The sequence below is a fragment of the Glutamicibacter sp. genome (assembly GCF_032154645.1).
GTDB lineage: Bacteria > Actinomycetota > Actinomycetes > Actinomycetales > Micrococcaceae > Glutamicibacter.
Genome location: NZ_JALDXV010000017.1, coordinates 20,569 through 34,326, shown reverse-complemented (window position 1 = coordinate 34,326; position 13,758 = coordinate 20,569). Strand labels below are relative to the sequence as shown.

Sequence of the window (13,758 nt, the reverse complement as noted above, 5' to 3'; positions counted from 1 at the left end):
CGGTGGCTCGCGCCGATTTATTCGGTGCGGGGCGAATAATTTTTCAAATTCTCCACCCCGCACTTTTTGCTAGCCGCGAATATCGTCGAAAAGCAGGGTAGAGATGTAACGCTCACCAAAGTCGGGAACGATGGCTACGATCTGCTTGCCAGCGTTTTCCTCGCGGGCGGCTACCTGCAGTGCGCCCCAGACTGCAGCACCCGCCGAGATGCCGCCAAGGATGCCTTCCTTGACGCCCAAGGCGCGAGCGGTGGCCACCGACTCTTCGAGGCCCGCGTCGAGCACTTCGTCGTACAGCTCGGTGTCTAGAACCTCGGGGATGAAGTTTGCACCCAGACCCTGGATCTTGTGAGGGCCCGGCTTGCCGCCGTTGAGGATCGGCGAATCCTTTGGCTCCACGGCAACGATCTGCAAGTTGGAGTTCTGTTCCTTCAGGTAGCGTCCCGCGCCGGTGATGGTGCCGCCGGTACCGATGCCTGCAACCAGAATATCGATCTTGCCCTCGGTGTCTTCCCAGATCTCTGGGCCGGTGGTGTCAGCGTGCACCTGTGGGTTTGCCGAGTTAGCGAACTGCTGAGCCCAGATGGCGTTTTCGGTGGTGGCCACGATCTCCTTGGCCTTCTCCACCGCACCGCGCATGCCGTCAGCACCCGGGGTCAAGATGATTTCCGCACCGAAGGCGCGCAGCATGACACGGCGTTCGGTGGACATGGTCTCAGGCATGGTCAGGATGACCTTGTAACCGCGTGCTGCGCCGACCATTGCCAGCGCGATGCCGGTGTTTCCGGAGGTGCCTTCAACGATGGTGCCGCCCGGCTTCAGCGCGCCAGATGCTTCGGCGGCGTTGACGATTGCTACGCCAATACGGTCCTTGACCGAGTTAGCTGGGTTGTAGAACTCCAACTTGACAGCGACGTTGCCTGGCAGGCCCTCGGCGAGGCGGTTCAATTTGACCAGTGGGGTGCCGCCGACGACTTCGGTGACGTTGTTGTAGATCTTGCCCATCTTGAATGCAATCCTTACGTGGCTTAGCGCCCTCGCCATGACAAAGCGAGGTGATTCTTGTGGATGACGGCAGGCGGTAACCCCCGTCATCCAATTGGTTCGTATCTAACCCTAGTAGCCGGAAATCAAGCTCAGACCTCGTTTAGCCATTCAGCGTAATATTTCCTGATCTTTGCGAGCTTTGGGTCGATGATGACCCGACAATATCCGACATCTGGGTTCTCAGAGTAATAATCCTGATGTATTTGCTCTGCCGGGTAGAAATCTTTCGACTCTTCAATTGTCGTCACCAGCGGATTCGGGTATATGGTGCCGAACTTACCCAAGGCTTCGTCAAACAGGTCCCTCTGGCGCTGATCAAGCGGGAACATCGCCGATCGATACTGCGTTCCGGTGTCATAGCCCTGCCGATTCAGCGTCGTAGGATCGTGCACGGTGAAGAACATGTCCAAGATGACCTCGGCTGGGACGATGCTTTCGTCAAAAATGACTGCGGTGGCTTCTGCATGCCCGGTGGTGCCGGTGCAGACTTCCCGATAATGAGGATCCTTGGTGTGGCCGCCGATATATCCGGAGATGACCGCGGCGACGCCCTTGGTGCGCTGGTATACAGCGTCGAGGCACCAGAAACACCCGCCAGCCAAGACGAAGGTGGTGAACTGTCGACCGTCAATATCAAGGTTCGCAGTGAATTGATGCGGGGATTGAATGCTGAGAGTAGTCACAGTGTTCACAACGTTGCGGCGTTGCATTCTGTTCCATCCCCGCGGGCAGGACGTAGTCTTGAGGTATGCAGAGCAAGGCAAATAACTCGCAAGATCCACAGAAGAAAGAATCTTCTGTGGAGCCAGCTGCGCTCAAGCCCGTGGGCGATACCGTCGCCGAACCACTTCTTGAAGACCCCAAAGAGGTGGCTGCCACCCTAGGCAACGTTCTTGAAGCAGCTGAAGAACTCTGGCCAAAGTCCCTAGCGGAAGACTGGGATGCCGTCGGACTAGTGACAGGTCGGACCGGGCAGGAAATCAAAAAGATCATTCTGGCCGTCGATCCGACGCTCGAAGTGATCGAGGACGCGATTTCCCGTGAAGCCGACCTGCTGATCACCCACCACCCGCTGCTGCTGCGTGGAGTCACCCAGTTGGCGACGACGAACTTCAAGGGCGAGGCAATCCACCGCCTGATCGAAACCGGTACGGCGCTGCTGACCGCCCACACCAATGCCGACAGCGCCATCGGCGGTGTCAACGATGCGCTCGCCGACGCCTTTGGCCTCAAGGACTGCGTCCCGCTGATCGAGTCGAAGGACGGCCTGCCGGAAGAAGGCCTCGGCCGCGTCGGCTTCCTTGAAAAGCCAATGAAGCTAGAAGATTTTGCGCAACGGGTATTTACCGTTCTGCCTGCCGTTGCCGGCGGCGTCCGAGTTGCAGGGGACAGGCATGGGCTGGTGCGCAAGGTCGCCTTATGCGGGGGAGCTGGCGATTCGCTGTTTGACGCGGTGCGCAGCCACCAGGCTGATGTCTACGTCACCGCGGATCTGCGGCACCACCCTGCCAGCGAGGCGAAGGAAGCTGCCAACGGCGGTTTCCCTTTCTTGGTCGACGTGTCGCATTTCGCCTCTGAATGGGTGTGGCTTTCGGCGGGGGCCCGGGCCTTGGAGAACGTGCTGAAAGATTTGGGCCATGACGTTCAAATAGAGGTGTCCCAAATTAACACGGACCCCTGGGACTTCTTGTTGACGCCCTAAGGGAGCAACAGGTGCTTCATCATCTTGAACTATGGGTTGCTGACCTCGGCGCCAGCCGGTCGAGCCTCGGCTGGCTGCTGCTGCAACTGGGATTTGAGATCGAATCCACCTGGCCCAGCGGGATCAGCTACAGGCACGGCGAATTCTATATCGTCTTGGAATCGGGGTCCGACGTGCTGAAAGGACAGCATGAACGATGCAGGCCCGGGCTGAACCATCTGGCATTCCAGGCAGGCAGTGAACAAGACGTCGACCGTTTGACCAAACGAGCCCTGGCCCACGGCTTTGAACTAATGTTCACCCAGGAGCATCCGCATGCGGGTGGTCCACAGCACTATGCGGCCTACCTGGAAGACGCATCCGGGTTTGAAGTAGAACTCGTCGCTCGGTAAAACGCGGCCACAGATAAAGCCGCGGTGCAGCAACCGGTTGATTTGCTACACCGCGGCTTTGCCTCAATTTTTAGACTGCGCTCATTTCCGGCGCCTTTTTCAGCGTGGTGAACTGGTGGTCTTCGGGGAGCAGGATGTTCAGGGCAACGCCTTTTTTATCTTCTACCAGGCTGGCGTCCCATCTGCCCTGCACGAGATCCAATAGTTCCTGCGCGGTAGCGGGTTCTACCGTCTGCTGCAGGAGGAATCGAGCTACCTCGCCTCGAGTGTGTTTGGCGAAGTGCGACACCACTTTCGGGGTGCCATTGCGAAGTTGGAAGACGTTGACGGCTACGACATTGCCGTTGGCAGGCTTGTAGGCCGCCGAATAGGTGCTGGATCGAGCATCAACGATGAGCTGATTTCCGGCCGCCTGGTCGAGGACCGCGCTCATCCGCTTTTTCCACCACGATGCCAGTTTGCCCAGCTCATCGAGCTTCACCGACATCGAAAGCCGGTAGGGAGGGATTCGGTCCTTGAATTTCACCGCGCCCCACAACCCGGAAATGACGATGACGCTCTCGTCGGCGAGTTGCTGCTGCTGCGCGGTGAGGGTCGAGTAGCCCAGGGCCTCGTACAGTACGCCCGAATAAATATCGTGCGCCTTGGCAGCTGGTTCTTGCTGCAGGTTCAGGTTGCGCTCAACCTCTCCCGCCAATGAGGCGCCGACAGCCAACGTGTCCATGGCATCCGACCGCGCCGACACCTTCTGCAGGGCGGCGAGGACTTCACTGCGAAACTCGCCGAGTTCCGGGAAGGAGAGCTCGTTGAAGCTAAACGGGGTGCCGCTGGTGTGAGCGGTCTTGCCTTCAGAGGGTGGGAGGAGAATAAGCACGTCTTTCAGCGTAACTGAAATGCACCGCGACCCGCAGATCAATGAGCTGAACATGACACCGGGCAAAACGTAATGAATAAAGTTTTGTTCAAGATTGACTAGAATAGTAGTGAATGGGATGGCCAGACGGTCGCGTGGCAAGCAATTGCCCCGAGGAACGTCCGGGCTCCACAGAACAGGGTGGTGGGTAACGCCCACTCGGGGTAACCCGCAGGCTAGTGCCACAGAAAGTAAACCGCCAGGATTTCCTGGTAAGGGTGAAACGGTGGTGTAAGAGACCACCAGCGTCTTGGGTGACCAAGATGGCTCGGTAAACCCCACTCGGAGCAAGGTCAGACAGACTACGGTATGAGGGCTGTTCGCCCCAGTAGTCGGGTGGACCGCTAGAGGCTGTCGGCAACGGCAGTCGTAGATAGATGACCGTCACCGTCTTGTGCGGGACAAAACCCGGCGTATCGGCCATCCCATTCACCACATTGTCACGGTGAGATGATTCACAAGAAGAACTCGCCGCAAAATCACAGCACCGATTAGAATAGAAGACGTACTTACGGGGATGATCCTGCTACCCCGTGCCACCGCAAAAGCAATGGTGCTTCTCTCGGTGCCAACCGGCTTTATGGATCTGCAAGCCGGCTGAATTGGAAGGATTCTCTGTGACCCAGCAGTCTGTCGTTGCCCAGGAAGAATGGAGCGGGCGCGAAGAGCTCGCCGAGGCCATGATTCCGCTGATCGGACGTCTTAACCGCAAGAACAACGTGGTGACCTCCGTCTACGGCCGCAAGCTGATCAATCAGTCCGCCGTCGACATCATCAAGGCCCACCGCGTTGTGCGCCGCATCGAAGGTGCCGAGCTGGATCTGAACGCCACCAAGGCAATTCTTGATGTTATTGAAGAACTGAACGTTGGTTCAGTTGCCGTAGACCTCGGCCGACTGAACAAGAAGTTCATCGAATCCGGTGCGGCAGATCTGAAGGAATTCATCGCCGCTGAACTGGGCGAAAAAGTCGGACAGGCCGGAGCCACCGATGCAGATCCAAAGGACGTCGTCCTCTACGGCTTCGGCCGCATCGGCCGCCTGCTGGCACGCATCCTCATTGAGCGCGGCGGCTACGGCCTGCGCCTGCGCGCCATCGTGGTCCGCAAGGGTGCCGCAAATGACTTGGTCAAGCGCGCCTCCCTGCTGCGCCGCGACTCGGTGCACGGCAAGTTCGATGGTGCGATCACCGTTGACGAGGAAAACAACACCATCCTCGCCAATGGCACCCTGATCCAGGTCATCTACTCGAATGACCCATCCACCGTTGACTACACCGAGTTCGGCATCGACAACGCGATCGTCGTCGACAACACCGGCATCTGGCGCGATGAGGCGGGTCTTTCCAAGCACCTTGAAGCCAAGGGCGTGTCCCGCGTACTGCTGACCGCACCGGGCAAGGGCGAGTTGAAGAACATCGTCCACGGCATCAACGATTCATGGATCACCGCAGACGACAAGATCCTCTCGGCAGCATCCTGTACCACCAACGCCATTACCCCGGTACTGAAGGCACTGAACGACAAGTTCGGCGTTTCCCACGGCCACGTTGAGACCGTTCACTCGTTCACCAACGACCAGAACCTGATCGACAACTTCCACAAGGGCGAGCGCCGCGGCCGCTCGGCGGCGCTGAACATGGTGATTACCGAAACCGGTGCAGCCAAGGCTGTTGCCAAGGCGCTTCCGGAATTTGCCGGCAAGCTGACCGGCAACGCCATCCGCGTACCAACCCCGGATGTCTCCATGGCAATCCTGAACCTGAACTTGGAGAACGAGACCACCAAGGAAGAGCTGAACGACTTCCTGCGTGAAACCTCGCTGACCTCCAGCCTGCACAAGCAGATCGACTACATCGATTCGCCTGAGGTTGTTTCCACCGACTTCGTCGGCTCGCGCCGTGCCGGCATCGTCGATGGCCTTGCTACCATCGTTTCCGGTAAGAATGCCGTCGTCTACGTCTGGTACGACAACGAGTTCGGTTACTCCTGCCAGGTTGTCCGCGTGATTGAAACCATTGCAGGCACCCACCCGGTAGCTGTTCCAGCTCTGAAGGCTGAAGAAGTCAACGCCTAATAACGCGTTAGCGCTTAAACGTCTGGACCCCAACCTTGCGGTTGGGGTCCAGACGTTTAAGCGCCCCTTGTCGGTGGTGCGTTGATGGTGGAATACTCGGCCACAACCAGCGAAACAAATCGGCCAGTGGAGGCGGCAGAGCCAATGAGATCCTCGAAAGGTGCAGTTCATCAATCCTCATGGCCCGAAAAAATGGTGTTGCAACTGGATCTCATGCCGCGTCCCATCCTTGAATTGCTGTACCTGCGCCGTGCATGGCGCATCGCCGTTGATATTGATCTTCCAGGTTTAGACCCGCTGCCGGAGATCGGAGCGTCAACACTTCCAGATGCGGCCGACAGGTTCCTGTGGGAGGTTCGTTGGAAAAAGAAGTGGAAGCAGGCATGGAGTGCACAAACCGCCGGCCAGTACCGTGTCCCTGGCACCGATATCCTGGCCTGCGGCACAGGACATGTCCAAGAACAGGAGGATTGGACTTCAGAATTCGGCAGGGCGGGTTTTGACGGGGCGGCATTGACTCGGTGGGAACAAAAGATCCTCGGTACCTACGAGCGGGAATCGCTGCGCGCCGCACATCAGGAGCAGGTCGAACCGGTGATCATCGCCGCCTGGGAACGCGGGCTCGAACAGGTCACGGCGCTGCCCTGGGTAGGTTTCGTCTCCCAACGACTGGGCGGCTCGCAACTGGTGACTTCCCTGAGCACACTCAACGATGCGCAGCGGTTCCGCACTGCCTTGGCCCAGTGGATTAAGGACAGCCCACAATGAAATATCACAGCACCCTTCAGATCAATGACGTCGACTATCCAATTTTTCTTTTACTCTATGCACGCGAGATCAAGGGGATAGCCACTCAGATTCAGCTGCCGCCACTCAGCCCCGCACCGGGGCCAGAGCATTTCCTTCCTGCAGCTGACGAACACCTACATGCGCTGAGCGCCACATGGATGGATCTGTGGTTTCACGCGTGGGCGGCGAGCAGTAGTGAATCCCTCGCCGTGCCGGGAACAAACCAAAGGATCGAACCAGCTGACGAAGAGTTTGAGGAAGGCACACCGATTCAGTGGTTGTGGACCGCGCGGTCCCCAGAAGAAGCAATCAACATGGCTTCATTTGAAAAATGGTATGACCAGGTCCTATCGCGGCGCCAAGTGGTCGATTGGCGTGCCCAGGGCGACAGGATGAACGAAGCCCTTGACGCGGGGTTGGATACAATTTATGCACTGCCGTTGGAGGGCTACTTCCAGTACAAGGTGAACCAGCGGTGCCTCGTGATTTCAGCCCAGGTGCTTCGCCGGCCTGATTGGCTGTCGAAGGCGCTGCAACAATGGTTGGCTGCCAAGTAGCCGGAATGAACATGTCGAGAAACACCGAAGCATCCCAGCTGCTGCGTTGGAGGATGAGCAGCCATCTTCTTCTTGAACCATCGGGGGCCATCGGCACCACGATCAACCAGATGCTGGCAGTTCAGTCCCAAGACCTGGCAGCAGGCAGATATGCGCTAGCGCAGCGCGCCGGACCGAACTATTCGCGCGAAGACATCAACTCACACTTCAACAATGGTGTACTAGTTCGCGCCTGGACGATGCGCGGCACCCTGCATATCTGCGCTGCAGAGGACTTCCACTGGCTGATGAAGGCCACTCGAGACCGCACACTGGCGGCTCTTGCCACCCAGCGAAGGAACCTGGGCATCACGAACCAGGACATCGAGCTTGCAGAAAGGTACATAGTCGAGCACCTGAAGTTACATGCATCCGCAAACCGGACTGAACTGGGAAGGCGGCTCCACGAACACGGCGTCAACGTCGACGGTCAGCGGGCATATCACCTGCTGATGGCGGTAGTACTCAACGGACTGATCTGCCTGGGTCCCATTCCTCCCGCCTCGGGAATCACCGCCCAGGATTTCGTCCTGGCTGAGAACTGGATCCATCATCCTCGCACGGTGCAGTACCCGATCCCGGAATTAGTGCTGCGCTATCTGCTCGGTCATGCGCCTGCCAGCGCCCGGGATGCTTCCTGGTACACCGGGCAAACTCTGACCAGCATTCGCCGCGCCATCGCGGAACTGGGGGATCGGCTGCTTGTCGTGGCACGAGATGAACGCGGAGAGGAACTTTTCGCCACCACCAGCCAGGTCGAGCAATGGGATGCGCAGGAACACCACGATGTGGCGCTCCCATTGCGTCTCCTTGGCCCCTTTGACGAGTATTACCTCTCATATTCAGATCGAAGCAGGGTTGCCGACGACGAATTGCGTGCCCAGATCGGGCCGGGCAGCAACGGGATGGTGAAGGCGTTCTGGCTGCGTGCAGGCCGGGCAGAGAACCTCTGGAACGCAAATGCAGCGCCCACCGATTCGATCGGTGCGGCGCTGCATCAGCGGTATCTGAGTTTTAGGAGCTAGTGTCCGAACGGGTCCTCATCGGTCCCGGGCAGCCAGGTATTACCTGGAACGCCCCAACCCAGTGACTTCTTTGCCTTGTTCCACCGCTTGTCCCAGCGAGGCTGCAGCTTGTCCACGTAGAGGAACCCGTCCAAGTGGTCGTATTCATGCTGCATGATGCGGGCAAACCAGCCGTGGGCCTCGAAAGAGATCGGGGTTCCGAACTCGTCGAAACCTTCCACCTTGGCGTACTCCGCGCGCTTCAGTGGGTAGTTCAATCCGGGTACCGACAAGCAGCCCTCTGACTCCTCATCAACGTCCGGGGCCGCCTGCGACACCTTGGACAGGGTCAGCTTCGGATTGATCACTACACCGCGTTCCGGAGCATCGTTCTGATCTGCGTAGACGTAGGTGAACAAACGCAGCCCAATGCCGATCTGCGGTGCAGCAAGTCCCACGCCGTGTGCGGCGTCCATGGTCAGGTGCATGTCCGCGACCAGCTGGCGCAACTCGGCGTCAAATTCAGTCACCTCCACCGCGCGACGATGCAGTACTGGTTCTCCGTATACGGTGATCTGCCGAATAGGCACGTGATCGGGTCCTTTCGAAAGTGCTTAGAGTCCTCGACCAATAGTTTCACGCATGATCTCACTTGTGCCACCGAAAATGGTGAGCAGCCGAGATGCCGTGAACGACTGGGCGATCGGGTACTCCATGATGTAGCCATAGCCACCATGTAACTGTAGCGCCCGATCGGTCAGCCTTTTCGCACTTTCACTAGCCCAAAGCTTAACTTCTGCCGCTTCCTGCTCAGCCAGTTCACCCTCATTGAATGCCAGCACCGCGCGGTCGACAAATGACTGGGTGACATGCGACTCAGTTTTCAGGTCAGCCAGCTCAAAACGGGTGTTCTGATACTCGGTGAGCACCTGGCCAAAGGTAGAACGGTTGGTGGCATGCTCGAGAGCCTGCTCAAAAGCAGCGGTGCCGATGGCCGCCGCGGCCACGGCAATGGCAAGGCGTGCCTGCGGTAGCTGCGCCTTGATGTAGGCAAGACCCTGGCCAACCTCACCGATGCGGTCTGCATCCGATACACGAACCTCGTCAAAGAACAATTCCGCTGTATCCGAAGCACGAAGCCCCATTTTGTCGAAAGGCTGACCGTTTGAATAGCCTTCGGACCGCTCAACGATAAACAGGCTAAATGATTCGGCCCCGCCGCGAGAAGTCTCCCCGTCGGTGCGGGCTAAGACCAGCGCTGCGTCACCGTAGGCTCCATTGCCAATAAAAGTCTTCTGGCCACTGATCAGCCAGTCATCACCATCGCGTACGGCCTTCGTGCGCACCCCACGTAAATCAGAACCGGCACCCGGTTCGGTAAAGGCACATGAAGTGACCGTTGATCCGTCGACGAATCGCGGAAGCCACCGGGACTTCAGGTCCTCCGAGCCGTAGGTCAGAAGGTAAGGCAGAACCAGATCATCGTGCAGGTGCAACGCCAGCGCAACAGCGAGGTGGCCCGAACGGACGAACTCCTCATCAAGGACTACGCGGAAGCGGTAGTCATCGATGCCCATCCCGCCGAACTCTTCAGGAACAGCCAATCCAAGCAGGCCGTTTTCGCCTGCAGCCTGCCAAACCTCTCGGGGGATCTGGTGGTCCTTCTCCCACTGAGCGTACTTGCCAGCAATCTGCCGTGAGTTGAACTCGGACGCCAGTTCGCGGAACTGTTCGTGATCTTCTTCAAAAAGCGCGCGCTTCACAGGGTCGTACCTTTCGGGGTTTGGTTAGTGGACGTTGCCACTTCGAAAAATAGAACTTCTACAGTCGCTGACGGGGTCATTAGCCTGCTGACCGACTACATCCCATTATGGTCTCAATTGGCAACCCACGCCTATTTACCGTGCGCTGAGCCGCTCACACGTCATTTTTGAAGTATTGAGTCTCAAAAAACACGGGGTTAGACCCAAATCAACACACCATTCGAAAATACGTTCGAATGCTGGTTGCCATATATCGCAATATAACTTAACGACAAGATGCCAGCGATAACGCTGGCATCTTGACGGTATCGGCCAAGAAAATCTATGCATCGTTGCGAGTGAAACAAAGATTCATTCCCGACTAGGCCCGACGGCTACTGGGATTCCCCCAAGAACCCCTTCGCAGAGCTTGATCGAACAACCTAATTCTAAGCACTGGGTCCGACAGGTACAGAGAAAACGACCTGCTTAGGTAGCGCACTACCTAGAAATAGGTACTGCGCTGTTCAGGCACTAGCGCTGCCCGACCTTCAAGTCTGGAATCAACTGTCGACGGTCGGTAATACCCAGCTTGGTGTAAGAGCGCTGAAGGTGGCCCTCAACCGTGCGGGTAGAAAGAAAGAGCTTCTCGGAGATTGCCTGGTTGCTTGCGCCGGCAGCAGCGAGGGCGCACGTTGCGTATTCACGCTCAGTCAATACGGACTGGTCAATTCGCCCCCTGCCAAGTGCAGCCGTATTCACTCCGATCAACGGTTGAGCCAAATCCAGAGATAAATTCAATAGGTGTGCAGACACCGAACGCCTGCCCAATGCCCTGGCTCGCTCAGCACCCTTATTTGCCAGCTGAGCAGCAAATAAAACGTGCTCTGCCTCAATATGCCCCTTTACCAATGAACCAATACTCTGCTCGGAAGGATCGCACAGCGCGGACTCGTACCCAGCAAGCAGCTTTGCAAGAGGACCCTGCACTTCAGCCGCTGCCGCAGAAATCATGGAGAGATCCTCAGATAAACCGCACTGCCAAGCCTCAAAATGCAACCTCATCATCAAATACTTACGTCCGAAGAGCCTGGCTTGGGCCATCTGACGCTCGAACTCACGTAGTGCGCTGTCCCTGCCTTCCAAAAATGCCAAAACCGAAACAAGTCCCACCTGGACCGCCGGTCGAACAATCTGCCCGGAAAACGCAGGTTGTGCACGCGAGAGTTCAAGGTAGCGTTTAGCCCGATCCTCATCGCCAAGCATTGTTGAAGCCCTAGCAGCTAGTAGGGCGACAAATCCCTGCAACAGATACGTATCGTTGACAGACGTGAAGCTCAGCGCCTGTTCAAACACGTCCAAAGCCTGGGCACCATAACCGCATTCCAAAAGACTCAAGCCAGAACTGATCATGACATTCCCATGATTCGGCGCAGTCTGATCAGCCCCCAGCTCGCCAGCCACCGAAATCATACTCGAAGGGGCAACGCCCAAGGCAAAAGTCAACGACGGCAAAGAAAAGATCAATTCCGAACGAACAGATGCCGGCAGAGCAGACCACTGAGCGCCATTGGCGCAACCTAAGAACTCGGTCATGGAATCCTCGGCGTTTCCACCATAGGCTCGCTCAATCAGTAAATGTGCCAAGAACGCCATGCGCCCCTCGGCGCTCAACTCGCTCAACTGTGAATACCTTTCCAGCGCAGAAAGGTCAACCACCTGGTTGCTACGGGAACGAATCAGCAGCAAATATGCTTCAACGGACACCGGGTCGCCAGATCGAGGTGCAAGAATTTGCTCGGCTGCTTCGGTCTTACCCAAACTCGCATACGCGATCTTCGCGGCTACAAACCTAAGCTCCGGCCCTCCAGAATCTAAATGCTCCTTCAACAACGCCAAAGCTGCCTCAGGCTGCCGCAGCTCGTACAGAGCATCCGCTCGCGCGATCAGTAACTGCTCCAATAAATCCTTGGACTCAAACTTCTGGCGTCCCAACAAGTCTGTCAGTGCAAGAACCCTGCTGAACTGCCGCGACTGAGCTGCCTGTATGGTATCGGCAAGCAACTCCTTGGGGGGAACCTCCAGCCCCATTTCCAAACGATGCCGAGAGTACCTGCTCCTAAACGACGCATCAAGGCACGCCCAAGGCAAGCGCTTCTCAATGGTGATTAAATGACGGCGCAAAGTTGGTGAATCGAGTGTACTCAGAACGAGTTGAGGCGATAGACCCGGTCCCAGCTGTACCAACGATGAGCGCTCGCCGGTAGCCGGATTCTCTGAGATGAAATTTTGCACAGCCAACCCTGAGTCGAAGGCATCGAAGACTACATCTCCAACCAGTTCTAGCGCCATGTCCATCTGGAGGGGGCCGGTGACCGCCAGCTGTTCAATGAACTCGCGGACGTTCCCGGTCTGGCTGTTGAGACGTGAGTCGACAAGATCCGAGGTGCGGGAGCCATATGGCAACCACTGCAGGTCCAACGTCCAGTAATTGCCTTGAAACGACAAGGCTCCGGCGTTTCTGGCATCTAGTGCGAGCTCTCGAAGGAGCAATACATGGCCTGTAGACATTTCCAATAATGCGGCAGTGGTGCTGGGGGTAACCGGACCGCCGAGCAGCTCGGTCAACAGCAGATCGGCATCATTTGATGTCAGTGGCTTAAGGTCGATTCGAAGACAATCTGGAAACGTGAGCATGGAGCGCAACTCTTCAGGTAGTGACTTCACTGAGGTCGTTCCAAGGATCAATTGGATGTTGCGCGAAGCGGAAAGCTGCTTAATCACGGCAGCGCTCTGTTCATCGACGAATTCAGCGTGGTCGACAAGTATCCGAAATTGAGAATTTTGTGTGACTTGTCCCAATCCTGTGACAAGTTCAATGGGTGAGGCTCCGGTGGGTCCATTCGGAATCTGGGAAGCAATGAGGCTAAGAGTCGAAAAAGCTACGTCCTTCAATGCTCGGGCGGCAAGAATCCAATGAAAATTTTCCTGAAGCCTATCGATTAACTGCAAAGTAAAGGTAGTGCGCCCCAGACCGAGATCACCAACGATAAATATCGTGCCGCCATGCTCAGAAGCCTCGATGGCTTGATTTAGTGCATCTTGCCGCGAAGGAAAGATGGGTTTATGGGCGGGCGTGAAACCGGTCATATTTCTAATGATCGACTTTTCAGGTGAATCTGGTCAAGTATCGAACTTCCACAATCTAGGTACCCCGAGAGGTTTACACGAATCTCGAAACCGTAAATAATGCGCTTCTTTTGAAGGTATGTGCCGTGAACGCTTCGACTACGGTATAGGAATTAGCTGGGTACAGCGACCCATGGCGTTCTCAGGGTGCTGTGACCTTCCGCATGCCAAAATCATGGACGAGGAGTTCGCGGCTGGCGGCAATACGGGGTACTAACCGAGCAAGGTGGGCATCTCATGCAATGGATTTCCCGTCAGAAATAGGCCCACCGCCCGAGTGCTCCGGAACGGCGAACACGCAATACATCG

12 protein-coding genes and 1 other RNA gene are annotated in these 13,758 nt (G+C 56.9%); 7 read left to right on the top strand and 6 right to left on the bottom strand.

The window, feature by feature from the left end:
* Positions 1–69 precede the first annotated feature (69 nt).
* Together cysK and msrA are read right to left on the bottom strand one after the other, a co-directional pair.
* Entirely contained in the window at positions 70–1,005 is a 936-nt protein-coding gene (gene cysK, locus RUH64_RS13235) for a cysteine synthase A (RefSeq protein WP_313813994.1), read from the bottom strand.
* A 131-nt stretch (positions 1,006–1,136) separates the two neighbouring features.
* Positions 1,137–1,757 carry a peptide-methionine (S)-S-oxide reductase MsrA gene (gene msrA / locus RUH64_RS13230; protein ID WP_396276028.1) on the bottom strand — a complete coding sequence of 207 codons (621 nt, stop codon included), beginning with the start codon at positions 1,755–1,757 and terminating at the stop codon, positions 1,137–1,139.
* A 38-nt stretch (positions 1,758–1,795) separates the two neighbouring features.
* Here msrA and RUH64_RS13225 point away from each other — a divergent pair, with 38 nt between their 5' ends.
* Both RUH64_RS13225 and RUH64_RS13220 read left to right on the top strand, forming a co-directional pair.
* Positions 1,796–2,749 carry a Nif3-like dinuclear metal center hexameric protein gene (locus tag RUH64_RS13225; protein ID WP_313813989.1) on the top strand — a complete coding sequence of 318 codons (954 nt, stop codon included), beginning with the start codon at positions 1,796–1,798 and terminating at the stop codon, positions 2,747–2,749.
* Positions 2,750–2,760: 11 nt separating this feature from the next.
* Positions 2,761–3,141 carry a VOC family protein gene (locus tag RUH64_RS13220; protein WP_313813987.1) on the top strand — a complete coding sequence of 127 codons (381 nt, stop codon included), beginning with the start codon at positions 2,761–2,763 and terminating at the stop codon, positions 3,139–3,141.
* Positions 3,142–3,211: 70 nt separating this feature from the next.
* On the opposite strand, the gene RUH64_RS13215 is transcribed toward RUH64_RS13220, so the two are convergent.
* Positions 3,212–4,015, bottom strand: coding sequence for a peroxide stress protein YaaA (locus RUH64_RS13215; RefSeq protein WP_313813985.1), 804 nt, complete (start codon positions 4,013–4,015; stop codon positions 3,212–3,214).
* Positions 4,016–4,129: 114 nt separating this feature from the next.
* On the opposite strand from RUH64_RS13215, the gene rnpB reads away from it, so the two are divergent.
* From rnpB to RUH64_RS13190, 5 genes are all read left to right on the top strand, one after another.
* Positions 4,130–4,486, top strand: an RNA gene (gene rnpB / locus RUH64_RS13210) — RNase P RNA component class A.
* A gap of 185 nt (positions 4,487–4,671) precedes the next feature.
* Entirely contained in the window at positions 4,672–6,129 is a 1,458-nt protein-coding gene (locus tag RUH64_RS13205; RefSeq protein WP_313813984.1) for a glyceraldehyde-3-phosphate dehydrogenase, read from the top strand.
* Between the two features lie 192 nt (positions 6,130–6,321).
* Positions 6,322–6,897 carry a hypothetical protein gene (locus RUH64_RS13200; protein ID WP_313813983.1) on the top strand — a complete coding sequence of 192 codons (576 nt, stop codon included), beginning with the start codon at positions 6,322–6,324 and terminating at the stop codon, positions 6,895–6,897.
* Entirely contained in the window at positions 6,894–7,475 is a 582-nt protein-coding gene (locus RUH64_RS13195) for a hypothetical protein (RefSeq protein WP_313813982.1), read from the top strand. Before RUH64_RS13200 ends, RUH64_RS13195 begins: the two co-directional genes overlap by 4 nt.
* Positions 7,476–7,486: 11 nt before the next feature.
* Positions 7,487–8,539: a winged helix DNA-binding domain-containing protein gene (locus tag RUH64_RS13190; RefSeq protein WP_313813981.1), complete on the top strand. Its 1,053-nt coding sequence runs from the start codon at positions 7,487–7,489 to the stop codon at positions 8,537–8,539.
* Here RUH64_RS13190 and def read toward each other — a convergent pair.
* The 3 genes from def to RUH64_RS13175 all read right to left on the bottom strand — a co-directional run bounded on the left by def (position 8,536) and on the right by RUH64_RS13175 (position 13,410).
* Positions 8,536–9,108: a peptide deformylase gene (gene def / locus RUH64_RS13185; protein WP_313813980.1), complete on the bottom strand. Its 573-nt coding sequence runs from the start codon at positions 9,106–9,108 to the stop codon at positions 8,536–8,538. The two genes, RUH64_RS13190 and def, sit on opposite strands and share 4 nt — an antisense overlap.
* Before the next feature lie 24 nt (positions 9,109–9,132).
* Entirely contained in the window at positions 9,133–10,281 is a 1,149-nt protein-coding gene (locus RUH64_RS13180) for an acyl-CoA dehydrogenase family protein (RefSeq protein WP_313813979.1), read from the bottom strand.
* Positions 10,282–10,794: 513 nt separating this feature from the next.
* Positions 10,795–13,410, bottom strand: coding sequence for a LuxR C-terminal-related transcriptional regulator (locus RUH64_RS13175; protein ID WP_313813978.1), 2,616 nt, complete (start codon positions 13,408–13,410; stop codon positions 10,795–10,797).
* Positions 13,411–13,758: the final 348 nt, after the last annotated feature.